We start from the raw sequence: 21,670 nt of genomic DNA on the forward strand, positions 1-21,670 counted from the left end.
ATGTATCCGCGATGAGCACTGCTAGCGCTCATTGGCCTGTTGCCACATTTTCCGGAGGTGCTGATGACTCACGTCACCCGGCTGCCCGTACTGGTTTCCCTGAACCAGCTGACCTATCAATTCGCCAATGGCGAAACCCTGCTTGATGCCCTGAACCTGAGTTTCGATCGCCTGCCTACGGCCATCGTCGGGCGCAATGGCGTGGGCAAGTCCCTGCTGCTGCGCCTGATCGCCGGCGAGCTGCAACCCTCCTCCGGGAGCATCAGCCACACTGCCAGCGTGGCCTATGTGCCCCAGGACCCGCAGGTACAGCCGGGGCAGAGCGTGGCCCAGGTCGCCGGCCTCGCCGAGACGCTGGGCGCCCTGGAGCGCCTGGCCGACGGCAGCGCCAGCCTGGAAGACCTGCACCGGGTGGATGATCGCTGGGACCTGGCCCAGCGCCTGCGCCTGGCCCTGGATGAAGCCGGCCTGGAGCACGTGGAACCGCAGGGCCCGGCGGACGTCCTCAGCGGCGGCCAACTGGCCCGGGTGGTGCTGATCGGCGCCCTGCTGGGCAACGCCGACCTGCTGCTGCTCGACGAGCCCAGCAATCACCTGGACCGCCACGGCCGGCGCTGGCTGACGGAACAACTGCAAGGCTGGCGTGGCGGGCTGATCCTGGTCAGCCATGACCGCCAGTTGCTCATGCAGGTGCAACGCATCGTCGAACTCGGCCCCCAGGGCGCCCAGGTCTATGGCGGCAACTATGCGCTGTACCAGGCGCAGCGCCAGGCCCACAGCGAGGCGGCGCAGGCGGCGCTGGACCATGCGCGTACCCAGCGCAGCCGCGAGCACAAGCGCCTGCAACGGGAACACGACACCATCCAGCGCCACGCCGCGGCCTCGCGCCGGCACGCCAAGACCGCCAACGTCTCAGGCTTCGAACGGGCCAAGCTGCTCGGCGCCGCGCGGGACATCATGGGCCAGGTACGCCACGCCCATCAGGGGCACAAGAGCGAGCTCGACGAGCAGGTGCGCGACGCCTTTGCCCGGGTCGGCGCGCAGTCACCGACCTTGCTCACTCTGCCCGCCACCACCTTGCAGGCCGGCCAGCCGGTATTCAGTCTACTGCAGGCGCAACTGCCCTGGCTGGACCCGCAAGCCCCGGCCAGCCGCCTCACCTGCAACGTCGTCGGCCCGGCACGCATCGCCCTGGTCGGCCCCAATGGCTGCGGCAAGTCCACCTTGCTGAAGCTGCTGGCCGGCCAGTTGCAGCCACTGAGCGGCGAATGCCGAGTGGCGGTAGCCAGTGCCTATCTGGATCAGCATCTGGCGCAACTCGATCCCGCACGCTCACTGCTCGAACAACTGGGCAACGCCGCCACGCCCCTGGAGGAAAGCGCCTTGCGTACCCGCCTGGCACGCCTGCAACTGGATGCCCGGCGGGTGCTGCAACCCTGCGCGCAACTGAGCGGCGGCGAGCGCCTGAAAGCCGCCCTGGCCCTGGCCCTGTGGGGCGGCAACCCAGCCCAACTGCTGTTGCTCGACGAACCCACCAACCACCTGGACCTGGAATCGGTGCAGGCCTTCGAATGCGCCCTGCGGGACTTTCCCGGGGCCCTGGTGGTGGCCTCCCACGATCAGGCCTTTCTCCAGGCCCTGGCGCCGACCCATGAGCTGCAATGCTCGGCCCTGGGCTGGCACCTCAGGGAGCAGCAGCCATGAAACAGCGGCTTACAACGACGGGCCCTGCGCAGCCGCAGGCCCGTGCTAGATTCGCCGCCTCACAATCCATGGACAGGAGCGTCACGCCATGCAGTTCGGATACACCATCATCTACGTACCCGAAGTCGAAGGTTCCTTGCGCTTTTTCGAGCAGGCCTTTGGTTTCAAGCGGCGGTTTCTCCACGAATCCGGCACCTATGGCGAGCTGGAAACCGGCAGCACTACCCTGGCCTTCGCCGACCATGACCTGGCAGAAATGAATTTCCCGGCCGGCCATGTGGCGGCTCACTCCTCGCCCAAGCCCCTGGGCATGGAACTGGGGCTGGTCACCGCAGACGTGCAGGCGGCCCATGCCCGGGCCCTGGAGCACGGTGCCCGGGAACTGGCGCCCCCCACAAGCAAGCCCTGGGGGCAGACGGTGTCCTATGTGCGCTGCCCGGACGGCACTTTAGTGGAGCTGTGCACCCCGGTCGCGCCCTGAACGCCCGAAGGCGTTGAACGCTACTTGAGCCTGACGGCGGTGCCGGTGGCGAAGACCACTACCATGCCACCGCGCCCTGCCGGCATGCTGATCTCGAAATCCACGCCGACCACCGCATCGGCGTTGCATTGCCGGGCGCGCTCCTTGATTTCATTGGTGGCCTGTATCCGCGCTTCCTTCAGGGCGCGCTCCAGGGTCTGGGAGCGGCCGCCGAAAAAGTCGCGCATGCCGGCGAACAGGTCACGGACCACGTTGATGCCGTGGACCGATTCAGCGCTGACGATGTCCAGGTAGCTGGCAATTTCCCGGCCTTCGATATGGGCGGTGGTGGTGACAATCATGTGTTTCTCCCTTGAACGGACCACTCGCCCCGGCGCTTCGGGGCGGCAAAACCGGGGATGGTAACAGAGCCCGCCCAAGGCTTTGCCACAAACGACAGCCCCGCTCTGGAGCGGGGCTGTGGGTCACGGTTTCAAGGGACGTTCTTCATCCAGTTCCGACAGGCTTTTGCCATCATCCGGATGCTTCCAGGTCTGCGGAGGCGGCTCCTTGTGTTCAACCTCGTAGGGTGCCGTCTCATCGCTGCGTTCCTGCTCGTAAGGGCGTTGCTGTTGCGTTGCCATGCCCACCTCTCTTCCTGAAGGGATTTTTCACTCGCCTTAGCAGGTTAGAACAGATCTGCCGGTGGCTCGGGGTTTGCCGACAAAACAACGAACGTCGCCTGTGCCCTGCGGTCGTAAAAGTATGGAGACGCATCGAACACACGACGCGTGCTCCATACTCACTCCGAAGGAGAAACGCGATGGTTACTCACTTCAAGGTCGCCGGGCACCTGGCCTGCGGTCATCACGGCACCCAACTGGCCTCCACCGGCGAACTGAACCGGGTCAAATGCCGCAGTTGCCGAAACACCGAGGTCTACAAGGAGGCCCGACGCAACCAGCGCAATGCCGCTCGTCGGGCTGCACGCAAGGCCAAGGCCAGCCATGGCGGCCAACTCTGGCGTAACGCCTGGACCGAACGCCTGACCGCTCTGCCGGGCCTGCAGCGTCTGCCACGGGGCTTTCACGGCCAGCCCTTCGTCTGAAACCGAAGCACGCCAGCGTGCCGGCCGAGTACGGGGCTGGGCAAGGTGTGCGCCCCTGAGGCGCAAGATGAAACTTCTTTCACCCAGCGGCGAAAAAGCGCTGTGTATAGTCGCCTCGCTCATTCAAGCAACTACGTTCGCCCGCACTCCCCGCGGGCTTTTTTTTGCCCGCGGGAAAGTGCGTAGGCGGTTTTTCAGTCCTGCTCGAGTTCCTTGCAGTCCTTGAGCAGGGTTTGCTCCGTGGCGGTGTGGTCCGCCTCCAGGAACGAGAGCACCCCCATCTTGCCCTTGGTGTGCCAGCGGAAGCTGTTCTGCTCGTCGTCCGCCACATACAGGGCGCCGGAAGCGGAACGCGCGATGTGCATGGGGATCAACTGGTCCTTGTAATACAGCGTGGCAAACGAGGAGCCGTTGTCGATGTTCAGGTAGGCGGCGTCGATGCGCACCTGCCCTTCACACTGGTAGCGTGCTACCTGGCTCTGGTAGGCCGGCTCGGCGGTAGTGGTCTGGGCAGCCTGTGCCAAGAGCGCCTGGCTTGAAGCCAGAATCGCGGCGCAGAGCATTGCAGGATGAGTTTTCATGGTGTTCCCCCAGTCGTTCAAAGATGCCCAATGGGACTGGCAGGGGCGTTTTTAGTTCAGGCTGATCAAGCCCCTCGGACCATGGTGCGGCAAAGCTCGAGATAGAACTGCGGGTCGGTGAGGAACGGGGTCGACAGTCACATCGGCACCGCGGTCTAGCGGCTCCGGGGGCGCTCCGGGAAACAGCTCCCGCTGATGCCGCGGTCCCGCAGCCGCGAGCATCGCCCTGGACGCTGGCCCACCGACCGCCCCGACAAGGAAACCTCCACATGCCGGTAGACATCAGCACACTCGACATCGCCACCCCACTGCCCACCTCGGCCAGCACCCCTCTGGCACTGGAGCTCAACGGCAACCTCGCCCTGGCCCAATGCCCGAGCGTGATCTCGCGCCTGGCAGATGGCTCGATACAACTGTGCGCGCCGACCTGGGGCGCGGCGAGCAAAAGCACCCATCGAACCCGCTGCGAGTGGAAGGAATCCCGCTACTGGGCCCTGAGCAGCGCCGCCGATCATTGGAGCCGCCAGCAGATGACCCTGACCAAGGTCAACTCGGCGCAGAAAGTGGTGGTTGCGCAAATGCATGTACGCGATGACGTGAATCCGGCCGTCAAGGTGTTCTGGGACAAGGGCACCCTGACCTATGCCCTGCGCCAGAGCTTCAACGGCGCCGACCCCAGGCCGCTACCGCTGCTCGGCGGCGTCCCGCTCGACGCGCTGTTCCAGCTCAGCATCCACTGCACCTACGCTGGGCTGATCACCATCGGCGCCAGTTGCAATGGTCAGCAAGCCAGCTCTCCCCCGCACGCCCTGGACTCGACCTGGGATGGCCAGGTATTCGACTTTCATGGCGGGATCTACAACCAGATCGATTTCACCCCCAGCACTCCGGCGGAGGATGGCTCGGCCTGCATCATCAGCCAGCTGTCGCTCAGCCACGCCTAGCACCTGGCTGGGGGGGTTGCCTTGCGGTAGTCACGCCGTCCGGGTGCTCCTGGCACCTTGTCAGGAAGGTACCTGCTCCTCGCTGCGATCACGGGGCATCAGGGCCAGGTAGTCGGCCAGCGCATCCCCGGCCAAGGGCTTGATCATGATCCGCACCTGGTGCTGCAAGCGCCCCAGCTCGATCCCGTCACGGGTACGCACCTGGGCATAACCGCAGGCATTCCAGAAGCCCTGTGCCCGGGCATTGTCCTGGACCACGCTCAAGCGCAGCCAGCGTGCGCCCTCGCCCGCAGCCCAGGCCTCCAGCTCAGCGTGCAACTGCCGGGCAAGGGAGCTGCCATGACAGGGGGTAGCCAGCATGAACAGGCCTATGTGCCAGACCCCTTGTGCCAACAGGTCGGTGACAATGCTGACGAACGCCAGCAGGCGCCCTTCACTGTCGAAGTAACCGATTTTCCACTTGTGGGTGTAGGACCAGCCCGCTGGCAGTGCATCATCGATCTCGTCGCGCGCCTCGTCCGGCTGCGGCGCTGCACCGTGGACGATATGGAAATACTCCGGGTTCTCGACAAAGAAACGCTGCAACAGCGCTGCGTCATCCAGGGTGATTTCCCTGGGCGCGAGCCCGGTTGCTGATGACGGCAGTAGCCTTGATTGCATGCTGTGGAGCCCCTGGAAAACACTAGGCCGGCAGGTCGGCGACGGATCCTAGCGTCCGGTCAGGCCCTGAGGACAGAGTTTCTTTGTTGGAAAAATGTGTACCGCCCAGCGCTCGCTTCACAGCGGGCCGCCCTCGCCGCTTTGTTATGATCGGCCCTCACCATGCCCAGCGTTTATCCAGCAGGCCCGCGCCTGCGTTACCCGCGGAACCCAGCCCATGTCCAATCCCTTGTCTTCCCCTGGCTACCAGCGGCTGCTGGCCCTGCAGCAACGCATCCATGAGTTCACTCGGGAGCAGGCCGCCGAGCACGACGACACCGGCGAAGACCCGGCCGGCCCATTGTGGGCCAGCGACTACAACTACCTGGCCCTGGCGCCGATGCGTGACGGCCTGCATCTGGAGTACTACGGCGAGCTATGGGACGAGCCCTTTGCCTGGACCCTGGAATGCCTGGCAGAGCAGAGCGTGGCGGACACCCTCAGCTCGCTGCTGTTTTCCGGTGCCGATGAAGGCGCGAACGGTACCCGCGAGTGGGAGTTCAGCCCCTTGCTGGACAGTGCGGTGCAATTTCCCCGCCTCAGGTCATTGGCGATTCGCCCCACCGAACCTCAGGACCATAACGCTTCGTTGATCCAGAAGGCCGGCACCATCATGGAAGAAGCCGGTGAAATCGCCCGCTGGGTAGCAAAGACCCCGTACCTCAGCGAACTGACCCTGCCCAATGCCCCCAACGCGGACTTCTTCCAGGTCGACCTGCCACACCTTGCGCAACTGCGTATCGGCGCCCATTTCGACACCCAGGGTTTTATCGACAACCTCGCAGGCTCCAGCAACCTGCCGCGGTTGAGCAGCCTGGATTTCAGCGAATCCAGCGCACTTCAGCAAAGCTGGGCAAAAGACCGCGAGGAGCACGCCATCACGTCTTTTACCAGCTATGAAAGATTGTTTGCCAGCCACGCGTGCGACCCATTGCGGGCGCTGCGCTTGCGCAATACCTGCCTGAGCCTGGAACAACTCGAAGCCCTGCAGCGCCAGCGACCCAAACTGCCGATCATGGTGATCCAGGCCACCACTGGCGGTTACGTGAAGAATTTCGCCCGACAGGTATTTCCCTGGCAGCACCTGGTGCAGCCCGACCCGGGCAGCGATGAGCCTCAAGGCTGAAGCGAAGATTGATTGGCCACCGTCTCGGAGCAAGTGGCTCTTGGAACGCTATGCCAGCGCATATGAAGAACTCATCGAGTCTTTGAAATCACGTCACTCATGTATTGATTCAAATCGCGAAAATCCTTAACGCTCCAAGCATGCGGGGGCACCTTCACACCGTTCTCCCGCAAAGTTCTGGGAATCAAGTCTCCATTGGGGCGCAGTATTACCGACGACACAATCACACCCGGATACTCATTGAGTCGCTTTTTAAAAGCAGGGGTCGTCAGATCGGGTGTAGGAGGATTGCTCTTATTGGCCAGCGGCCCAGTTCCCTTGATATCGGCGCCGTGACACATGGCACATCGTTGCACATAGAGACTCTTGCCATTGGTGTTGTCCGCAAAGGAAAGCGTTGCTTGAATCAGCGAGAGCCCCCCCAGCGAAGCGATAAGCAATGCTTTTATGTTCATTTTTGCATCTGGCCTTGTTGTAGAAATCAGATCCCGGAGGCGGCGCAGCAACGCTCTGGGTCACATCTGAACCGAGAGTGTTGGTCAGCAACAGGCGTGTGTTTGCCAGAGGTGAACTTCAGCTCAAACGCAGTTCCGCATTCCATGCCGCCTCAAAAACCAGAAAGTAACTTATTGATTTTATTTTGTTATTTCTAGTTACAAACATTGAAAGCTGGCCATTCTCCTTTGCCCCGTCCTTGCTTGCAAGGCTCACTTTCAGCCTGTTCACGCTGCATCTGCACTTGGCCGCAACGCCTTGCTCCATCTCACCCGCCCCGCCTCTACGGGCGGGGCTGGGTGAGCGCCAGGCCCTTCGCCTCCCAAGGCTCAACTTAAAAGTGGCCCACCAGTAACCCCGCTTAAAGCAAGGAGCGTGGCGGGGAGAGGAAACGAAAAAGCCCTGCACAATCGCAGGGCTCGCTTTCACGGCATCAGGATCAATCAAGCAAATCCCAGGTCAGAGCGACGGCCGCAGCCGGGACGTTTGCAGCGACCCACAGGCCTTGTCCCGCAGAGACAAAGAGTGGGTTAGGCATCAACAGCTCAGAGCCGGAACCCGCAGCTGTATTGCCGTTCCCCGCAAAGATGATGGGCTTGGATTCATCACCGATACCGGTCGGTGCCGAGGTGCCCGAGTAGAGCCCCAACGCGCCGTTGGAGGGGCTAATCAAACCAGTCTGAATAATCAATCCATGAGTGTTTTCTGCGGGGTCTACAATTTTCACAACACGCGCCGGATTCATGGTTACGTTGCGAAAAAATTTGCCGACTTTAACTACTGACATAGTTTCACCTATTGAGCTTAATGATTTGTGCGGAGGCTTCCGCTTTCATGTCGCTCAAAGGCGATAAGTTCGAAGCTCTTGGCTTTCAATAAGCAGGCCACTAAAGCTCGATACAACCAAGCGTCACCTTTACTTGGTAATCAACATGTCGATGGTGCTGGTGTCGCAGACGTAGTTGGCCTTCTTGTCGAGGACCAAGTAAATGGCAGAGGATTGGGTGACAGGCACTTTGCTGACCGAGAAGACCGCGCCGCTGCCTCTGACCAAGCTACCCGACTGAAGAACCGTGTCGCCCTGATTCAAAGACCAAGCCACGCCATCACCGCAACTGTCATGAACACTGTTAACTCGCCCGAGAATGTTGATCTCACCGACCACCGGACTGGTCCAGCGAATAACCGTCTGGCTATTCTGGCCTGGGTGAAAGGCCACGTTGCCAGCCGCAATGGTAAAGCTGCCGTTTGCCGTGTAGGTGTAAGGTTTCATGTGAACCGAAACATGCGCCCCAGAAACTTGGTCCATCCAGCAAGTAGCTGGGAGGTTGTTACACGAATCGGCTTTGAAGTATGGCAATAGGATGTAATTTTCAGCCTTGTTCACGCCGGAGAAGTTCTGCATAAACGACCAAGGTGAGCCTGGTGGCGCGCTCTCCTTCGCCAGGATTACATCCCTTGCCAAATTCCAGGACATGGCTGTGTCAGCAAAGGCGCTCATGCTGGCACCAAAACACGCCAAGAGACCCAGCAGGGAAACACTGATAGTTTTTTTCATTTGGATTGACCTATTGAGTCGAATGATTTGTCGCGGAAGACTCCGCTCTCATGTCGCTCAAAGGCGATGGCTCCAGGCTCGAGGCCTTCACACGGATGCATGCAAATCAGCATCAAGCTGATATTCACCTCCTATGCACCCGCGGAGTGGGGAAATTCTCTCAACAAAAAACTGTATATGCAACCAGTATTATCTGCCCTGTGCTCTATCTCTCCTGCCCGGAAGGGTCCAGACCCGTACCAGGAAGAACGGCCTGCCCATCGCACACGCGACCTGGGGCAATGGATGTGACGGAGCTGAAAACGCAAAGGTCCCGATCTTGTCGAGGGCTCTTCAGTTAGGCGGTCTTGAAACCCGCCTGACTACCGATATTGGTGAATCGGCAGCTCACTGCAAGTGATACAGCCAGCGATTATCGAGAGAAAGCTGCCCTTACCATGACAACGCAGGCAGCAAAAATGGCAGCTCCAATGCCGAGCGAAATACTGCGGCCTTCCCACTCCAGAGCATTCACAAGATCAGCGAGAGGGCAGACAGAAGTTCGAGAGCCAATAGGCCCGACTAAGGTGGAGATATTCTCAGCACGATAGATCTGGAGAACTCACCAGGTTCAACAGTTCCTTTGCTGAACAGCGTTGATTTGACCAAAACCGGAGTAGATACGCCCTCCTGCACTTTGATTGAAGCACCCTGCGCCGCTGGTTTGCCTTCAATCGTGAGTTTGGAGTACAAGCTGCCATCCGCTCTAAGATTAACGCGGGAATCACTTTCCCGGCTCGCATATATGATTACGCTAGACGCACCGGTACATGACAACTGCAGGTTAGTAACTGCCTCGTTACCATCTATTGCACGTTCACTGACATTGTCATGAACAATTGTTTTGTTTCCACCCACATCACACTTAAGCGCTGGCTTGACAACTCGAGCACAAGGACCATACAAACTGTATGCTCCGCCGATAGTATTGCTCACCTCGGAATAAGCCAAGGAAATGCAGAACGTGCTCGGAACATAAGTCCACTTTGGAACAACAAAGGACCCATGCAGTGGTATCGAAAAACCTTTCTCCCGCAATCGATAAAGAACGAGTTCTGGTGACGAGGACGGCTGAATTTCATAGCGATAAGGCGTATCTATCCAGGAAGAATGTTCTCCAGGGGCAGGCGCACCAACTATTAACACAGTACATTTACTCCTACTCACCGTGCTACAAATATATTCATTCGGCCCCCAATTTGAAACTGTAAAATAATATCTAGTACCAGCTGGCTCATACACGCTCTTCGTTGAAACTATCGAAATAGCAAAAGCAGTATCAACCATTAGAAAAAGTAAAAAAATACTTGCAACTCTATAGAACCTATAAAATTTCAAGGCATTAAATCCCGACCCAGTAAATGAGTCGAAAGAATATAAATCCCCCCTGGTTTTAGATCTAAGAATCTACCGCTTCTTTTTGTAGGACCGTTCCGAAAGCATATGGATGGTCTCCTGCATGCCTTTATCTAAACTGACTTGTGTAGAGCTTGCAGCCCTACCTGCTGAATGGGCGAAGCCAAGGATTCAGGCAGCCGCCGGGAGTGGGCAGACGCAGGCTTCCTCAAGCAGTTCCGGGCAATTGCCAAGGCTAGCTGGTGACCATGGTCAGCTCACATAGATCATGCTCCAGGGACGAAGTAGCAGAGGACCAATTACTACGCGATGACTGGGAACTACCCGAGCCTGTGCAGCCTGGAGCTCCCCAGTCCTAGCCGTAGGGCTGGGGGGCAATGGAGCCACGAACACGCTTGGGGATTATTGCCGGAGGTTAGGCTGGGTGGGAATCAGGTCCTGAATTTGAGCACAAGAGTAGGTGTTGGAGTAGTCATGGAAACGTGGCTTTATTTCGGCGCCATAGGTCACGCACTGGAACGCCGACGAACCTTTTTGCAAGATCAGAAAGTGCACCAGGCCGACTCGTGCTGGCGCCTGGTAGGCCGCCTTGACTTCATAGCCGCTACGCAGCAACTCGCTCACCGGAGTGGTGTCGTCCGCCAGTGAAAATGGGCTAGCGCCTACGAGGCCCAGCAGGGAGATGCTCAGGGAGATTTTTGCAAAAGGCTTGGTGATTGGCATGAATCCGTCGTCCATGAATGGAAAATGCCAAGTTACCTAAATTCTGCAACCCCGTCACGATCCCGGCCCGATCGAATTGCAGAGTTTGGCGACCTGTGGAGCAGTTTGAACAGTCCAGCCCCGGATGCGATCAGCACCCTATGAAGCATGCCGATTGGCGCTCGTCCCGGCCGGTGCAGGCCGTTCGAGAATCCGTTTGAAACACCCCGGCCAGTCGAGCGCAGAGCCGCCTCACCTCGATAGTGGCTGGAGAGACGTGCTTCGTTCATTTATCCAGATTCAATAGTTCCTGCATCCGGTCCCCTATCATTCCCCGCAACCACGCAGCATGAAACTCCATCTCCTCCAGAGAAGTGCCCTCGGCCAATCGATATACGAACTCCTTGCCCCTCGGTCCCTGGCACACGACACTAAAATGGCCATCGCGGTCATAACTGGCGAGCACGTAAGGGCAGATACAAATGATGTCGCTAAATGGCACTTGCACTTCGGCGGGCTTGCGAGCGCGACGGGTGACCGTGAGAGTAAGCAGTTGCTGGTTTTCGTCGAACGTGAAGGCCAGCACTCTAGATGCAGAAAAAATCCACGCGAAGACCAGCCCCATGAGCACAACAGACCCACACAGGAGCTGGATGAACAACGACGTTGTGAGGCTAGACCCATCGCTGCTCGGTTCAGCTGGGATCGCTTCGAACCCGAGAAGGAGCAGTAGCGTCAGCACCAAGCCCGGCAACAACCCAAGCACCACAAAGCAGAAACCCAAAATGGCCGCCCCCGTGCTTCCAAGGGTCAGCAAGTCCGGGCCGCGATGCCAAACAGGTGGGTGAACGGCAGGGCTTTCAGCGCTTGACGCAACTAGAGGCGTTGCGATGCGGTGAGGCGGACTTTGACCATTCATCTAGCAGGCTCCAGAGATGTAGCGTAGACGGTACCACTACTGCCAGATAGTTCGGCCTAGAGTTACCAGGCTTTTTTCACCACCTCTACTTGTGAACTTCCCCAAAGAACCACCGGCAAATACCTGGCGATCAGGGCGCCAACAAATAGACGCACATAGCGGATTCATCGATGCTGAAGGGGCGCAAGCCCTTCTCTGCCGCAAGAGCATGCCAAGTATCCGAGCGCTGAGTTGATTTACCCGCCTACTCGACAACTAGTGACAGTGTGATCTATCAATCAAGATCAAGTTGCCGCCATGCTATCCGGCACACGCTCTTGCTCGCCTGATCAAGTAGTAGGCGATCCCCAAGGCAATGATTGCGGGCCCCACGTTATCGAGCTTTGTAGCACCATCGGCCAAATGTCGCCCGGCCTGCACGAGCATGAGGACAGCACCGACATACAGGATCGCCACCTTAAAACGCTTCCAGCTCATTTAGCCCTCCCGCTTTGGAGATGACCGAACAGTGCACGCGCAATCGCAAGAGCAAGAAGGTCTCACCCACAAAGTAAATTGCGGAGCAGTATTTGAAGTTGCGAATTGATTCAGAGTAAGGCTCACTCAAAAAACCGTGCAAGCCCTTGAAATAGATGGTGCCCGAAGCCGGAATCGAACCGGCACGCCCTTACGAGCGGGGGATTTTAAGTCCCATGCGTCTACCAGTTTCGCCATTCGGGCGGTAGCGCGATAACGCGGCACTGGAACATTCAATCGGCATCAGGCCGTCCAGTGTTTGAAGCAGGGAGTGGAATATATACATCCAGTCCTTGTGAAGCAAGGTCGAAGCCGGCAAAAAAGCCCGGTTCCCGACTCGCTGTCGAGGGTAAAAAAACACGGTAAATCAGAGATCTACAGCGTCATCCCGAGGTTCAACCAGGGGCCGCACGGCCTCTCGCCAATTCCCTCAGCGGCGGCAAGACTAACATGGCGCTATAAGCCAACCAACTGATTTTTAAAGACTTATCCTGAAATGACAGCCTCGGACGAAGCTCCTGCCAGCAATGTCCAGGAAGAGCTTCCTCCCCGGGCAGCCCTCAAGCTTGCGCGGAAAAACTCAAGGAGAGCTTGAGCGCGTCGTCCTTGGCGACCGCCTGCTCGGCCTCCAGATGCGCCGCGAACTCCTGCTCCACAGGCGCCTCGGGACCTTTGACTTGAGCAACCGAGCGGTTGTGTTCCAGTACTTTCGAGAGTTGGGCGTAGCTGTAGTTGGCGGGAGGCGTATTGCCGATGTTCATGAAGACCTTCCTTGAATGGGTAAAGACCAAGCCAGGTGCAGAAAGCCTCGAGCACCGCCCGAGTTGCGCACCCTTGGGTGAAAATGGCGAGGGAGGTTAACAGCTATAACCAGAAAGACGTACATCAAGCGCCTGTGGAGTTCGCCCAGTACAGATGACCTCGCCATCCATGAACCGGTAAAGAGTCATAGATACTGGGCGAACGCTGTAACGCTATGCCCTCGCAATGACATGTTCAACTGTCAGCAATACGCGCCTCCCCGCCCCCTCAGCCGGCGTAGTGGGTGAAGGCCCCGGCAAAGGCTCGGCGCCCTGCCCGCAATTCGGTACGCAGCTCGCCAATCAGATTGGAGATGTCGCGCACGCTGGTTAGTTCGGCAGTGGAGACACCGGTGAGCAGCAAGTCCACCCGGCCCGACTCTGCATCGTAGATCTTGATGGTCAGGGAGCCGTTGGGGTTCAGGGCGCAGGCGCAGGACAGCGGGAGAAAGCCGGACTCCAATATGTGGCAAAGCTCGCTGGTAGAGAGCATGGCTTCTCGCCTGTATGGGGGAGGTGAAGTTCGCCCGTTCAGGATAGGCCTGTATACGCTTTTGTGTATCAGAAAAAACACAGAGAAATGTTAACTACCCCGCAGTTATCGAATGCCTGCGCAATGCCTCAGCGCTTCGAAATGATGAAGGCTTGTGCATGGCCGGGCTGTTTTTTTTCGTGGCGACTCTGTAGTTTCCACTACATGAACCCGATCCCCCGGCCTGGCCTCGCAGCGATTATTACCCCCTTCATCAGCAAGGTGGGCTAGCGGCCGTCCAGGCTGTCGAAAACCCGCCTCGGAGGCGGGGTTGACCACCACTCTTCTGAGGCAACTACCCCAGGAGAAAACCATGAAGCACTCATCACCCGCCGTACTGCATTTACTGTGCGGCAAGATCGCCTCGGGCAAGTCCACCCTGGCCAGGCAGCTGGCAGAGGCGCACGGTAGCGTCCTGATCTCTGAAGACCAGTGGCTGGCAGGCCTGTATCCGGAGCAGATTCATTCGATTGCCGACTACCTGCTCCACGCCCAGCGCCTGGCAAGTGTGCTGGAACCGCTGGTGATCGCCATGTTGCGCGCTGGAACCTGTGTCGTCCTGGACTTTCCCGCCAATACCGTCGCCCAGCGAACCTGGCTGCGAGCGCTGGCGGACCAGGCCGGCACCCCTCATCAATTGCATGTACTGGATGTGGATGAAGCCCAGTGCAAGGCAAGGCTGCGCGAGCGCAATCGTCTGGGCGATCACCCGTTTGCCGCCAGCGACGAGCAGTTCGAACGGATTAGCCGCTACTTCGTGCCGCCTCAGGAAGAGGAAGGGCTGCACATCGTCCGGCACTAGGCGTATCGGCAGTCACGGTCGGGTGAGCCAGGTGCCCGATCGTGAATCCTGTGCATCCAGCTCATGGGAAAAGTGGCCCGCGACAAATTCCAGGCAAAAAAAAGCCCAAGTAGCTGATGGACACTTGGGGCTAAAAATGCATAAACCGTGGTAGGTGAACGCAGGGCTATAGTAACGGAATCGTACATTCTGTAACAACATATTTTGAGAAAAAAACCACAAATAAAATCACCTAAGTCATTAAATATCCACACTTTTTTTGAGTATTTGGATTTCAGGACAGATTTCTGGAAGGCCTCCATCAGTGTTGGAGCCGCGAAAAAAAGGTGCCAGCCACGCACCTGCAATGCTTCGTGAAGCATTCAACAAAATAGCGTTGAAAATTCACAGAATCGCAACAGACAGATAACAGCAGCCACCTTAAATTGCCGGCACCCGTCCGAATGGAATGTTCCGGTATGAATGAATTTCTTGATGCCCTGCCCTTGCTGCTCTGCCTGACGACCTTCGCCTGGTGCTGCTGGGGCTAGAGCCAGCCCGACCTCCGTCCGCGACCACCGCCCGCCCCCCTTCCCCCCTACCCCTCTGGATATGCCTGGCAAAGCCTTACGCCGGCTCGGCGGGCCTGTGGGCGCTGAACAAGGCCTGTCCGATAGCCCGGGCCCTTTGCAGATTGGCGGCTTGGGCGCCGGACTCCGACTCGTACAGCAAATGCGACGTCAGCACACTGGCCCCGCAGTAATCGAAGATCCCGTGATCAATCTGAGCCTGCATCGCTTCGAGGTAGCGGTGACGCTCATAGGTACCGGCATCAGCCCCAGCCACCCCTACCAGATGCACCCGAAGGCGCCCCAGCTTTTTCACCAACCTGGCATCGGCCTGGAAATCAAACGCCCAGCCATTGCTGAACACCCGGTCGATCCACCCCTTGAGCAGCGCTGGCATGGACCACCAGTAGACCGGATAGACCAGTACCAGAGCATCAGCGCGATCGATCCGGGCCTGTTCGGCGAGAACGTCCACAGGGGGGGTGACCTGGGTTCTGTGTACCGCAATATCTGCAGCGCCGAAGCGCGGCTCGAAGCCCTCACTCCAGAGATCGGCAAGCTCGAAGGAGTGCTCCGCAGACTCGGCCAGGCCTTCGGCAATCTGCCGGGCAAGGCTGTGGGTCAGGGACCTGGGGTCGTGATGGGCAAAGACAAGAAGTGCGTGCATGGCGACTACTCCCACAAGCGCATTGCGCTAATTGCAGAGGATTTATATACTTTTAGTAAGTTACGACCAATAACCTACCTTTGGTATATAAGCATGTCAAGCCGCCAGAACACCGATGCCTCACCGCGCCGTCGCCTGACACGGGAACAGCGCCTGCAGCAGTTGATGGGCGTGGCCTGGCAGATAGTTCGCGAACAAGGCACCGAGGCCCTGACACTGGGGCACCTGGCAGAACAGGCCGGTGTCACCAAACCCGTGGTCTACGATCATTTCGACACTCGGGCGGTACTCCTGGCGGCCCTCTACCAGGACTACGATCAGCGTCAGACCGCACTCATGGAGCAGGCGCTGGAGACTGCCAGCCCCACGCTGGCGGCTCGCGCCGATGTGATTGCCGCGTCCTATATGGATTGTGTGCAACGCCAGGGCCGTGAAATCCCTGGGGTGATCGCCGCCCTGGCCAGCTCGCCGGAGCTGGAACAGACCAAGCGTGAATACGAGGCCACCTTCCTGGAAACCTGTCGAGGTGCCCTTGAGCCCTTCGCGAACGGCGCCGTGATAGGCGCCGCGGGCCTGCGGGCCATGCTCGGCGCCGCTAAAGCGCTGTCCCATGCCGCCACACTGGGAGAGATCAGCTTCGGCCAAGCCCAGGAAGAGCTCTGCGACACCATCGTGGCCATGGTCGAAAGAGCCCGCGCCAGGCAACGCACACCGGCATCCGGCGCTTCCCGTTAATTGTGAACCGACTCTTGAAAACGCGCCCCGAAGGGGTACCGCAAGGACGCTGCAATGCTATTGACCCAACTGGAACTGCTGGACGAACTGCTGCAACGCTATCGCGGCGAGCTGGGCAAGGATTTCACCGGCTATCGCAACCATGTGTACCGGGTCATCAACTTCTGCCACCTGCTTACAGGCACTGATGCCCTGCAGTTGCAGAAACTCTCCATTGCCGGAGCCTTTCATGATCTGGGGATCTGGACCGCCGGGACCTTCGACTACCTGCCACCCTCGTTACACCTGGCCGAAGCCTATCTGGAGGAAATCGGCAGGCTGGAATGGGCAGCCGAGGTGCTGCCAATGATTGAACTGCACCACAAGATCACCCCTACTGCCGAGCAGCCGGGTAGCCTGGTGGAAGGCTTTCGCCGCGCCGACTGGATTGATGTCTCCCTGGGCATGCTGAGCTTTGGTCTATCGCGCCAGGATCGGCGTCGAGTGTTTGCCGCATTTCCCGATGCCGGCTTTCATCTGCGCCTGGTTCAATTGTCCGCCAGACAGCTGTTGACCCGTCCCTGGAACCCCCTTCCCATGCTGCGTCTGTAGACCTGTAGCAGAAGCATCCACTCGGAACGCGTAGACTGCAGCAATCCCAGGCAAAACCGGCTGCGTATCCACGGCCGCCATCAATGAGAACACCCATGCCGCCCCACCCGCCAACCGGCCCCCTCGCCCCCACGGGCTTGCCATCCCAGGCACCACAATCCGTAGCCCAGGCGCTTGCCCCGGACACCATCGGGATCAACCCCGATGCCAGCCAGGTGCTCTCGGTGTTCGATTTCGACGGCACCCTGACCCGCCATGACAGCTTCGTACCCTTTCTCAGGTTTGCCTTCGGCCACCGCCAGTTCAACCGGCGGATACTCGGCCTGGCCCTGCCCAGCCTGAGGTTCCTGGTACGCCGGGTCGATCGCGACCAGCTCAAGGCGCAACTGATCAGCACCTTCCTCACAGGCGTCGAGGCCGCCTGGCTCCAGCAGCGGGCAGAAGCTTTCTGCCAGCAGGCCTGGAGCCGACTGATGCGCCCGGCGGGCCTGCAGGCGGTGGCCCAGGAGCTGCGCTCAGGCGCCCTGGTAACCCTGTGCTCTGCCTCCCCGGCCCTGGTCCTGCAACCTTTCGCCACACGCCTGGGGATCAGCTTGATCGGCACCGAACTGGAGGTGGTCGACGGCATACTGAGCGGGCGTATCACCGGCAACAATTGCCGTTGCCAGAACAAGGTCCTGCGCCTGGAAAGCGTCTACGGTCCGCTGAACCAGTATCGGCTCCGGGCCTGGGGCGATACCCGCGGCGACCGTGAGCTGCTGGCTGCAGCCCAGGACGCCCACTGGCGGCACTTTCACCCTTCATGGCGGCGCGGGCAGCGAGCACGCTGAGACGCCGGCCAGCCTGCGGACGATAACGCCCTGGCAGCCACCAGCCAGAATCTGCTGGATACCCAGAACCTGGCCGCCGCACAGCAACCCGCCGCACCCGCGGCATCGAACCAGGCGCCAGGGCTCAGTCAGCCGTAGCCCCCAGGCGCTGGCGCATGCTGGCACTGGCCGCGGGCCCGGCTTGCACCGTGCACGCCTGCAATGCCACCAACCGGCCGCTGGCGACCTCCGCCATAACAGGCTGTACCGCAAGCCCGGTTTCCCGCTCGACAAGTTGCACGCTCTCACCTTCGGGAGCGTAGTGACGATTGCCCCAGGCCACGAAAGCCATGAGCACCACGCGAAAGTCCTCGCCCTTGGCCGTGGGCACATATTGATAGCGCAGAGGGCGCTGGCTGTAGGCCTCACGTACGAGCAACCCATCCTCCACCAGGGAATTGAGACGCCGGGTCAGCATGTTCGGGGCGATCTCCAGGCTGCGGGCAAACTCGTCGAAGCGCCGCAAGCCATGCAAGGCATCGCGCATGATCAAGATGCTCCACCACTCCCCCACCCGCTCCAGGCCTCGGGCGATCGGACACTCGGCTTCAATCAGACTCTTTCGTTGCATGGCTGGCTCCTGCACTGCACCTCGGTAATTATGGATTCGGATGTTACTTTCATGATGATAGTATCGTCCACGTTTCGTTGTTCCCCAATCACGTACGCTGAAGGAGCAGGATCCGCATGAGCAAACGCATCGTAGTCACCGGCATGGGCGCAATCACGCCACTGGGTTGTGGAGTCGAACAGGTATGGCGGCGCCTGCTGGCAGGCCAGTCCGGCATCCGCTCGTTACCGGAAGAACTCATCGGCGAGCTGTCGACCACCATCGGCGGCCAAGTGCCCGACTCGCTCCAGGACCCGGAGGCCGGCTTCGACCCGGACCAACTGCTGGCCCCCAAGGAACAGCGCAAGATGGATCGCTTCATCCTCTTCGCCCTGGCCGCGGCCGAGGAGGCCCTGGCCCAGGCCGGCTGGAAGCCGGATACCGCAGAAGCCCAGGAGCGCACGGCCACCATCATCGCCTCCGGGGTGGGCGGCTTCCCGGCCATCGCCGAAGCGGTACGCACCACCGACAGCAAGGGCCCGCGCCGCCTGTCGCCGTTCACCATTCCCTCGTTCCTGAGCAACATGGCCGCCGGGCACGTGTCGATCCGCCATGGTCTAAAGGGCCCCCTGGGCGCGCCGGTGACCGCCTGTGCCGCCGGGGTCCAGGCGATTGGCGATGCCGCGCGGATGATCCGCGCCGGGGAAATCGACATCGCTGTGTGTGGCGGTGCAGAGGCGGCCATCCACCGGGTCAGCCTGGGCGGCTTCGCCGCAGCCCGCGCCTTGTCCAGCGAATTCAACGACACCCCGGAACGCGCTTCCCGTCCGTTCGACCAGGCTCGGGATGGTTTTGTCATGGGTGAAGGCGCCGGCCTGCTGGTCATCGAGGAACTGGAACATGCCCTGGCCCGCGGCGCCCGGCCCATCGCCGAGCTGGTGGGCTACGGCACCAGCGCCGACGCCTACCACATGACGGCCGGCCCGGAAGACGGCGACGGCGCCCGTCGCGCCATGCAGCAGGCCCTGCGCCAGGCCGGTATCCAGGCATCCCAGGTGCAGCACCTCAATGCCCACGCCACCTCCACCCCCGTGGGTGACAAAGGCGAGCTGGCTGCTATCAGAACGGTGTTCGGCACCAACAGTGGACTGGCCATCAGCGCCACCAAATCCGCCACTGGCCACCTGCTGGGTGCGGCCGGAGGAATCGAGGCGATCTTCACCATCCTCGCCCTGCGCGATCAGATCGCCCCGGCCACCCTCAACCTGGAAAACCCGGACAGCGCCGCCGCAGGGCTGGACCTGGTCAGGGGGCAGGCTCGCCAACTGGCCATGCAATACGCACTGTCCAATGGCTTCGGCTTTGGCGGGGTGAATGCCAGCGTGCTGTTCAAGCGCTGGGAATAGCCCTTCGGGCCAGGGCTCCCTGCCGGGGTTTGAGTTGCGATTGGCTGAAACCCCGGCAGCCCCATCAGTTCAACACGTCATTCAGCACTTCGTAGATGACCCCGCTGGCAATGGCCACCAGGATCAGGTCCGTACCGGCCTGCCGCCACTCATACCCCTCATAGCGTGGCAGTTGCCCGAGCAGCCGGCTGTCCAGCTTCTTGGCGATGCCTGGTGGAAGGGGCTTGCCACGGGCCAGGTTCTTCTGGATACCGGGCGGCAACGCCGGTCCCGGGCTCCAGTAATCACGGTGCCCACCCAAGATGCCGAGCACGTTGCCACGATCGATGCTCGGGCCATGGCTCCAATCGTCAGCAGCAGGTTTCTTGCCCTTGCCGTGGCCCTCCCGGTTGCCCTGGCCACGATCATCCTGGGCGCCCTGCTTGGAATGGCCTTGCCCCTTGCCCCCGCCCGGATCGGCCAGTACCAGGGGGGAAGCCACAGCCAGGAACAGGCAGGCAAGAACGGTAACAAGCGGACGCGATGTGTGCATGGTGGTTCTCCTCAGGCAGCGATTGCCAGAATTAACTCTAGACGGCCTTTCTATCCTGGGGTCGCCCCCGCCCCTGAGCACGGATCGGCCCGCCCACTCACCTGACCGTTCAGCCCAGCTGAACCTCGAGAATCAAAGGCTGCAACTGTGCTGGTATTCAAAGGGAAACATCAGCGTATCCACCACCCCGGAAAACGGCGCATCCAGCGCCAGAAACGGCCAGAGTACGCCGTTGTTTTCCTTTGCCAGGGCCCAGTCCATGCGCACGCCGATATAGGGACAGGTGTAGGGAGTGGTTCGGGTCATCAATGCCGTGCACCCGCTCAGCCCCAGGGTCAGCACCAGCCACAACAGACTACGCAACACGTAACGTCCTTATTACTTGCATCGGCAAGCACCATGGGTGCTGCATGACCAACGCTTCAGAGATCGAGATCAAGCCTTGTAGTCGCAATGGATCTGCAGGCTTTCGGTAGGGTTGCGATGAATCTGAAAACCGCACTGCCCCAGGGTGGCCTTGACCTCCTCCACTACCGCCGAGTAACGCGCCTTGCGCTGTTCCTGGCGGGCCGGCGAGGTAAACACACCCAAGGGCAGAAAGCGCAGGCGCTTGCCATCGAGGACGATGGACAGGTCGACATGAGTGCCGTCCACGTCATGGCCATTGGAGCCGAAAATATCCTCCAGCTCCTGCTTTCGCCGCGGGTAACACAGGCAGAAAAGCCGGATGCCCAGCCAGCGCGACAGGGTTCTGAAAAACCCCAGGCAACTGCTGTTGGGTTCGTAACCCCGGGTTACCAGCAGTTGCACGGAGCGAGGCAATCTCGACTGGACCTCAAGCAGTTGGGCAAAGACCCGGGCATCTATCGAGACCTCTGAAGACGGCCAGCGTGGCCCTATCCTCAAGCCTTGGTGATCACCCTTTTTCAAAATCAGCATGCAGATCAAATCTGGTTTCCAGGCGGACCAGAATGGTACACAGAGCGGCCCCTGAGCGCTGGAAAATCGCCGTACAAAAAACCCGCTCACCGGCGCAAATCCCCCCTTTTCTCCCCGTGACAGCCCACCGACGGTTTAGTTAAACTGCTAGTGGCTCATAGCCATTACCCTTCATCACAGTGACCGCAGGGGCTGTATGTACGACTTAACGAATCTGGTCATTGTCGATAGCCGCTTCGGCTTGAACGTCTTGCAGGTCACCGCGGACCTGGTTGCCGGCGCACTGGAAGAACTGCTGCAAAATTGCGCAAGCGGCGCGAACATCACCCAGAAACTGGATTACTCCATCCTGAGCATCTACCAGGACAAGCTTGAAGCGGCCATCCGCGATATGAGCCTCCCGGTCCTCCCCATGCTCAGTGCTGCCGACAGCCTTTGCTGACAAGCCGCCAACAGGGGATGGCCGGGCTGAGGTTTCCTGGCAACGCCTGA

At 59.9% G+C, this 21,670-nt stretch carries 28 protein-coding genes and 1 tRNA gene; 11 read left to right on the forward strand and 18 right to left on the reverse strand.

Annotated elements, in window-relative coordinates; all coding sequences use genetic code 11:
* Positions 1-63: 63 nt before the first annotated feature.
* Together PFLCHA0_RS17190 and PFLCHA0_RS17195 are read left to right on the forward strand one after the other, a co-directional pair.
* Positions 64-1,704, forward strand: a complete 1,641-nt coding sequence (locus PFLCHA0_RS17190) for an ABC-F family ATP-binding cassette domain-containing protein (protein WP_015635897.1) — start codon at positions 64-66, stop codon at positions 1,702-1,704.
* 88 nt (positions 1,705-1,792) lie between these two features.
* On the forward strand, positions 1,793-2,185 hold the full coding sequence (locus PFLCHA0_RS17195; RefSeq protein ID WP_011061699.1) for a VOC family protein: 393 nt from the start codon (positions 1,793-1,795) through the stop codon (positions 2,183-2,185).
* A gap of 20 nt (positions 2,186-2,205) precedes the next feature.
* Here PFLCHA0_RS17195 and PFLCHA0_RS17200 read toward each other — a convergent pair whose 3' ends face one another.
* Positions 2,206-2,526 carry a YbjQ family protein gene (locus PFLCHA0_RS17200; RefSeq protein WP_011061700.1) on the reverse strand — a complete coding sequence of 107 codons (321 nt, stop codon included), beginning with the start codon at positions 2,524-2,526 and terminating at the stop codon, positions 2,206-2,208.
* A 123-nt stretch (positions 2,527-2,649) separates the two neighbouring features.
* A complete protein-coding gene (locus PFLCHA0_RS31850) occupies positions 2,650-2,808 on the reverse strand; it encodes a hypothetical protein (RefSeq protein ID WP_011061701.1) in 159 nt (52 codons plus the stop codon).
* Between the two features lie 179 nt (positions 2,809-2,987).
* On the opposite strand from PFLCHA0_RS31850, the gene PFLCHA0_RS17205 reads away from it, so the two are divergent.
* A complete protein-coding gene (locus PFLCHA0_RS17205) occupies positions 2,988-3,272 on the forward strand; it encodes a hypothetical protein (protein WP_015635899.1) in 285 nt (94 codons plus the stop codon).
* A gap of 194 nt (positions 3,273-3,466) precedes the next feature.
* On the opposite strand, the gene PFLCHA0_RS17210 is transcribed toward PFLCHA0_RS17205, so the two are convergent.
* A complete protein-coding gene (locus PFLCHA0_RS17210) occupies positions 3,467-3,853 on the reverse strand; it encodes an MliC family protein (protein WP_015635900.1) in 387 nt (128 codons plus the stop codon).
* Positions 3,854-4,122: 269 nt separating this feature from the next.
* Between PFLCHA0_RS17210 and PFLCHA0_RS17215 the strand changes: the two genes are divergently transcribed.
* On the forward strand, positions 4,123-4,797 hold the full coding sequence (locus PFLCHA0_RS17215; protein WP_015635901.1) for a polysaccharide lyase family 7 protein: 675 nt from the start codon (positions 4,123-4,125) through the stop codon (positions 4,795-4,797).
* Positions 4,798-4,857: 60 nt separating this feature from the next.
* Here the strand turns inward: PFLCHA0_RS17215 and PFLCHA0_RS17220 are convergent, their stop codons facing one another.
* On the reverse strand, positions 4,858-5,457 hold the full coding sequence (locus PFLCHA0_RS17220) for a GNAT family N-acetyltransferase (protein WP_011061704.1): 600 nt from the start codon (positions 5,455-5,457) through the stop codon (positions 4,858-4,860).
* Between the two features lie 217 nt (positions 5,458-5,674).
* Here PFLCHA0_RS17220 and PFLCHA0_RS17225 point away from each other — a divergent pair, with 217 nt between their 5' ends.
* Positions 5,675-6,622 (forward strand): hypothetical protein, encoded by a 948-nt coding sequence (locus PFLCHA0_RS17225; protein ID WP_041752303.1) that lies wholly within the window; start codon positions 5,675-5,677, stop codon positions 6,620-6,622.
* A gap of 71 nt (positions 6,623-6,693) precedes the next feature.
* Here the strand turns inward: PFLCHA0_RS17225 and PFLCHA0_RS31255 are convergent, their stop codons facing one another.
* The 9 genes from PFLCHA0_RS31255 to PFLCHA0_RS17260 all read right to left on the reverse strand — a co-directional run bounded on the left by PFLCHA0_RS31255 (position 6,694) and on the right by PFLCHA0_RS17260 (position 13,500).
* Entirely contained in the window at positions 6,694-7,077 is a 384-nt protein-coding gene (locus tag PFLCHA0_RS31255) for a c-type cytochrome (protein ID WP_015635903.1), read from the reverse strand.
* A gap of 479 nt (positions 7,078-7,556) precedes the next feature.
* Positions 7,557-7,904, reverse strand: a complete 348-nt coding sequence (locus PFLCHA0_RS30915; protein WP_125063870.1) for a hypothetical protein — start codon at positions 7,902-7,904, stop codon at positions 7,557-7,559.
* A 129-nt stretch (positions 7,905-8,033) separates the two neighbouring features.
* Positions 8,034-8,675, reverse strand: coding sequence for a hypothetical protein (locus tag PFLCHA0_RS17235; RefSeq protein ID WP_041752304.1), 642 nt, complete (start codon positions 8,673-8,675; stop codon positions 8,034-8,036).
* Between the two features lie 561 nt (positions 8,676-9,236).
* On the reverse strand, positions 9,237-10,052 hold the full coding sequence (locus PFLCHA0_RS31710) for an MrpH family fimbial adhesin (protein WP_134532602.1): 816 nt from the start codon (positions 10,050-10,052) through the stop codon (positions 9,237-9,239).
* 420 nt (positions 10,053-10,472) lie between these two features.
* A complete protein-coding gene (locus PFLCHA0_RS17240; protein WP_041752305.1) occupies positions 10,473-10,793 on the reverse strand; it encodes a hypothetical protein in 321 nt (106 codons plus the stop codon).
* 265 nt (positions 10,794-11,058) lie between these two features.
* Positions 11,059-11,691, reverse strand: a complete 633-nt coding sequence (locus PFLCHA0_RS17245; protein WP_015635905.1) for a hypothetical protein — start codon at positions 11,689-11,691, stop codon at positions 11,059-11,061.
* A 633-nt stretch (positions 11,692-12,324) separates the two neighbouring features.
* Positions 12,325-12,411: transfer RNA gene (locus PFLCHA0_RS17250), tRNA-Leu, on the reverse strand.
* 356 nt (positions 12,412-12,767) lie between these two features.
* On the reverse strand, positions 12,768-12,968 hold the full coding sequence (locus PFLCHA0_RS17255; protein ID WP_015635906.1) for a hypothetical protein: 201 nt from the start codon (positions 12,966-12,968) through the stop codon (positions 12,768-12,770).
* A gap of 268 nt (positions 12,969-13,236) precedes the next feature.
* A complete protein-coding gene (locus PFLCHA0_RS17260) occupies positions 13,237-13,500 on the reverse strand; it encodes a DUF1652 domain-containing protein (RefSeq protein ID WP_015635907.1) in 264 nt (87 codons plus the stop codon).
* 352 nt (positions 13,501-13,852) lie between these two features.
* On the opposite strand from PFLCHA0_RS17260, the gene PFLCHA0_RS17265 reads away from it, so the two are divergent.
* Positions 13,853-14,341, forward strand: coding sequence for a P-loop nucleotide/nucleoside kinase family protein (locus PFLCHA0_RS17265; protein WP_015635908.1), 489 nt, complete (start codon positions 13,853-13,855; stop codon positions 14,339-14,341).
* 606 nt (positions 14,342-14,947) lie between these two features.
* Here the strand turns inward: PFLCHA0_RS17265 and PFLCHA0_RS17270 are convergent.
* Positions 14,948-15,556, reverse strand: a complete 609-nt coding sequence (locus PFLCHA0_RS17270) for an NAD(P)H-dependent oxidoreductase (protein WP_015635909.1) — start codon at positions 15,554-15,556, stop codon at positions 14,948-14,950.
* 93 nt (positions 15,557-15,649) lie between these two features.
* Here PFLCHA0_RS17270 and PFLCHA0_RS17275 point away from each other — a divergent pair, with 93 nt between their 5' ends.
* From PFLCHA0_RS17275 to PFLCHA0_RS17285, 3 genes are all read left to right on the forward strand, one after another.
* A complete protein-coding gene (locus PFLCHA0_RS17275) occupies positions 15,650-16,291 on the forward strand; it encodes a TetR/AcrR family transcriptional regulator (RefSeq protein ID WP_041752306.1) in 642 nt (213 codons plus the stop codon).
* Positions 16,292-16,345: 54 nt separating this feature from the next.
* On the forward strand, positions 16,346-16,882 hold the full coding sequence (locus tag PFLCHA0_RS17280) for a hypothetical protein (protein ID WP_015635911.1): 537 nt from the start codon (positions 16,346-16,348) through the stop codon (positions 16,880-16,882).
* A gap of 95 nt (positions 16,883-16,977) precedes the next feature.
* Complete coding sequence (locus PFLCHA0_RS17285; protein ID WP_041752307.1) at positions 16,978-17,712, forward strand: HAD family hydrolase; 735 nt, start codon at positions 16,978-16,980, stop codon at positions 17,710-17,712.
* Between the two features lie 124 nt (positions 17,713-17,836).
* Here the strand turns inward: PFLCHA0_RS17285 and PFLCHA0_RS17290 are convergent, their stop codons facing one another.
* Entirely contained in the window at positions 17,837-18,322 is a 486-nt protein-coding gene (locus PFLCHA0_RS17290) for a winged helix-turn-helix transcriptional regulator (RefSeq protein WP_011061714.1), read from the reverse strand.
* Between the two features lie 116 nt (positions 18,323-18,438).
* Here PFLCHA0_RS17290 and fabF point away from each other — a divergent pair, with 116 nt between their 5' ends.
* Positions 18,439-19,707, forward strand: a complete 1,269-nt coding sequence (fabF, locus tag PFLCHA0_RS17295; protein ID WP_015635913.1) for a beta-ketoacyl-ACP synthase II — start codon at positions 18,439-18,441, stop codon at positions 19,705-19,707.
* A gap of 64 nt (positions 19,708-19,771) precedes the next feature.
* On the opposite strand, the gene PFLCHA0_RS17300 is transcribed toward fabF, so the two are convergent.
* The 3 genes from PFLCHA0_RS17300 to PFLCHA0_RS17310 form a co-directional block, all read right to left on the reverse strand.
* Positions 19,772-20,239 (reverse strand): anti-virulence regulator CigR family protein, encoded by a 468-nt coding sequence (locus PFLCHA0_RS17300; RefSeq protein WP_011061716.1) that lies wholly within the window; start codon positions 20,237-20,239, stop codon positions 19,772-19,774.
* Between the two features lie 132 nt (positions 20,240-20,371).
* Entirely contained in the window at positions 20,372-20,605 is a 234-nt protein-coding gene (locus PFLCHA0_RS17305; protein ID WP_011061717.1) for a YceK/YidQ family lipoprotein, read from the reverse strand.
* 69 nt (positions 20,606-20,674) lie between these two features.
* Positions 20,675-21,049 carry a hypothetical protein gene (locus PFLCHA0_RS17310; protein ID WP_105625670.1) on the reverse strand — a complete coding sequence of 125 codons (375 nt, stop codon included), beginning with the start codon at positions 21,047-21,049 and terminating at the stop codon, positions 20,675-20,677.
* A 325-nt stretch (positions 21,050-21,374) separates the two neighbouring features.
* Here PFLCHA0_RS17310 and PFLCHA0_RS17315 point away from each other — a divergent pair, with 325 nt between their 5' ends.
* Positions 21,375-21,620 carry a hypothetical protein gene (locus tag PFLCHA0_RS17315; protein ID WP_011061719.1) on the forward strand — a complete coding sequence of 82 codons (246 nt, stop codon included), beginning with the start codon at positions 21,375-21,377 and terminating at the stop codon, positions 21,618-21,620.
* The last annotated feature ends 50 nt before the right edge of the window (positions 21,621-21,670 follow it).

The organism is Pseudomonas protegens CHA0 (assembly GCF_000397205.1).
Taxonomy (GTDB): Bacteria; Pseudomonadota; Gammaproteobacteria; order Pseudomonadales; family Pseudomonadaceae; genus Aquipseudomonas; species Aquipseudomonas protegens.

Coding starts and splice junctions, on each gene's coding strand:
- PFLCHA0_RS17300 (WP_011061716.1), bottom strand. CDS start 20,239: ATGCACACATCGCGTCCGCTTGTTACCGTTCTTGCCTGCCTGTTCCTG.
- PFLCHA0_RS30915 (WP_125063870.1), bottom strand. CDS start 7,904: ATGTCAGTAGTTAAAGTCGGCAAATTTTTTCGCAACGTAACCATGAAT.
- PFLCHA0_RS17270 (WP_015635909.1), bottom strand. CDS start 15,556: ATGCACGCACTTCTTGTCTTTGCCCATCACGACCCCAGGTCCCTGACC.
- fabF (WP_015635913.1), top strand. CDS start 18,439: ATGAGCAAACGCATCGTAGTCACCGGCATGGGCGCAATCACGCCACTG.
- PFLCHA0_RS31255 (WP_015635903.1), bottom strand. CDS start 7,077: ATGAACATAAAAGCATTGCTTATCGCTTCGCTGGGGGGGCTCTCGCTG.
- PFLCHA0_RS17190 (WP_015635897.1), top strand. CDS start 64: ATGACTCACGTCACCCGGCTGCCCGTACTGGTTTCCCTGAACCAGCTG.
- PFLCHA0_RS17210 (WP_015635900.1), bottom strand. CDS start 3,853: ATGAAAACTCATCCTGCAATGCTCTGCGCCGCGATTCTGGCTTCAAGC.
- PFLCHA0_RS17195 (WP_011061699.1), top strand. CDS start 1,793: ATGCAGTTCGGATACACCATCATCTACGTACCCGAAGTCGAAGGTTCC.
- PFLCHA0_RS17225 (WP_041752303.1), top strand. CDS start 5,675: ATGTCCAATCCCTTGTCTTCCCCTGGCTACCAGCGGCTGCTGGCCCTG.
- PFLCHA0_RS17285 (WP_041752307.1), top strand. CDS start 16,978: ATGCCGCCCCACCCGCCAACCGGCCCCCTCGCCCCCACGGGCTTGCCA.
- PFLCHA0_RS17200 (WP_011061700.1), bottom strand. CDS start 2,526: ATGATTGTCACCACCACCGCCCATATCGAAGGCCGGGAAATTGCCAGC.
- PFLCHA0_RS17220 (WP_011061704.1), bottom strand. CDS start 5,457: ATGCAATCAAGGCTACTGCCGTCATCAGCAACCGGGCTCGCGCCCAGG.
- PFLCHA0_RS17260 (WP_015635907.1), bottom strand. CDS start 13,500: ATGCTCTCTACCAGCGAGCTTTGCCACATATTGGAGTCCGGCTTTCTC.
- PFLCHA0_RS17315 (WP_011061719.1), top strand. CDS start 21,375: ATGTACGACTTAACGAATCTGGTCATTGTCGATAGCCGCTTCGGCTTG.
- PFLCHA0_RS17255 (WP_015635906.1), bottom strand. CDS start 12,968: ATGAACATCGGCAATACGCCTCCCGCCAACTACAGCTACGCCCAACTC.
- PFLCHA0_RS17280 (WP_015635911.1), top strand. CDS start 16,346: ATGCTATTGACCCAACTGGAACTGCTGGACGAACTGCTGCAACGCTAT.
- PFLCHA0_RS17275 (WP_041752306.1), top strand. CDS start 15,650: ATGTCAAGCCGCCAGAACACCGATGCCTCACCGCGCCGTCGCCTGACA.
- PFLCHA0_RS17290 (WP_011061714.1), bottom strand. CDS start 18,322: ATGCAACGAAAGAGTCTGATTGAAGCCGAGTGTCCGATCGCCCGAGGC.
- PFLCHA0_RS17215 (WP_015635901.1), top strand. CDS start 4,123: ATGCCGGTAGACATCAGCACACTCGACATCGCCACCCCACTGCCCACC.
- PFLCHA0_RS17235 (WP_041752304.1), bottom strand. CDS start 8,675: ATGAAAAAAACTATCAGTGTTTCCCTGCTGGGTCTCTTGGCGTGTTTT.
- PFLCHA0_RS17265 (WP_015635908.1), top strand. CDS start 13,853: ATGAAGCACTCATCACCCGCCGTACTGCATTTACTGTGCGGCAAGATC.
- PFLCHA0_RS31850 (WP_011061701.1), bottom strand. CDS start 2,808: ATGGCAACGCAACAGCAACGCCCTTACGAGCAGGAACGCAGCGATGAG.
- PFLCHA0_RS17205 (WP_015635899.1), top strand. CDS start 2,988: ATGGTTACTCACTTCAAGGTCGCCGGGCACCTGGCCTGCGGTCATCAC.
- PFLCHA0_RS17245 (WP_015635905.1), bottom strand. CDS start 11,691: ATGAATGGTCAAAGTCCGCCTCACCGCATCGCAACGCCTCTAGTTGCG.
- PFLCHA0_RS17240 (WP_041752305.1), bottom strand. CDS start 10,793: ATGCCAATCACCAAGCCTTTTGCAAAAATCTCCCTGAGCATCTCCCTG.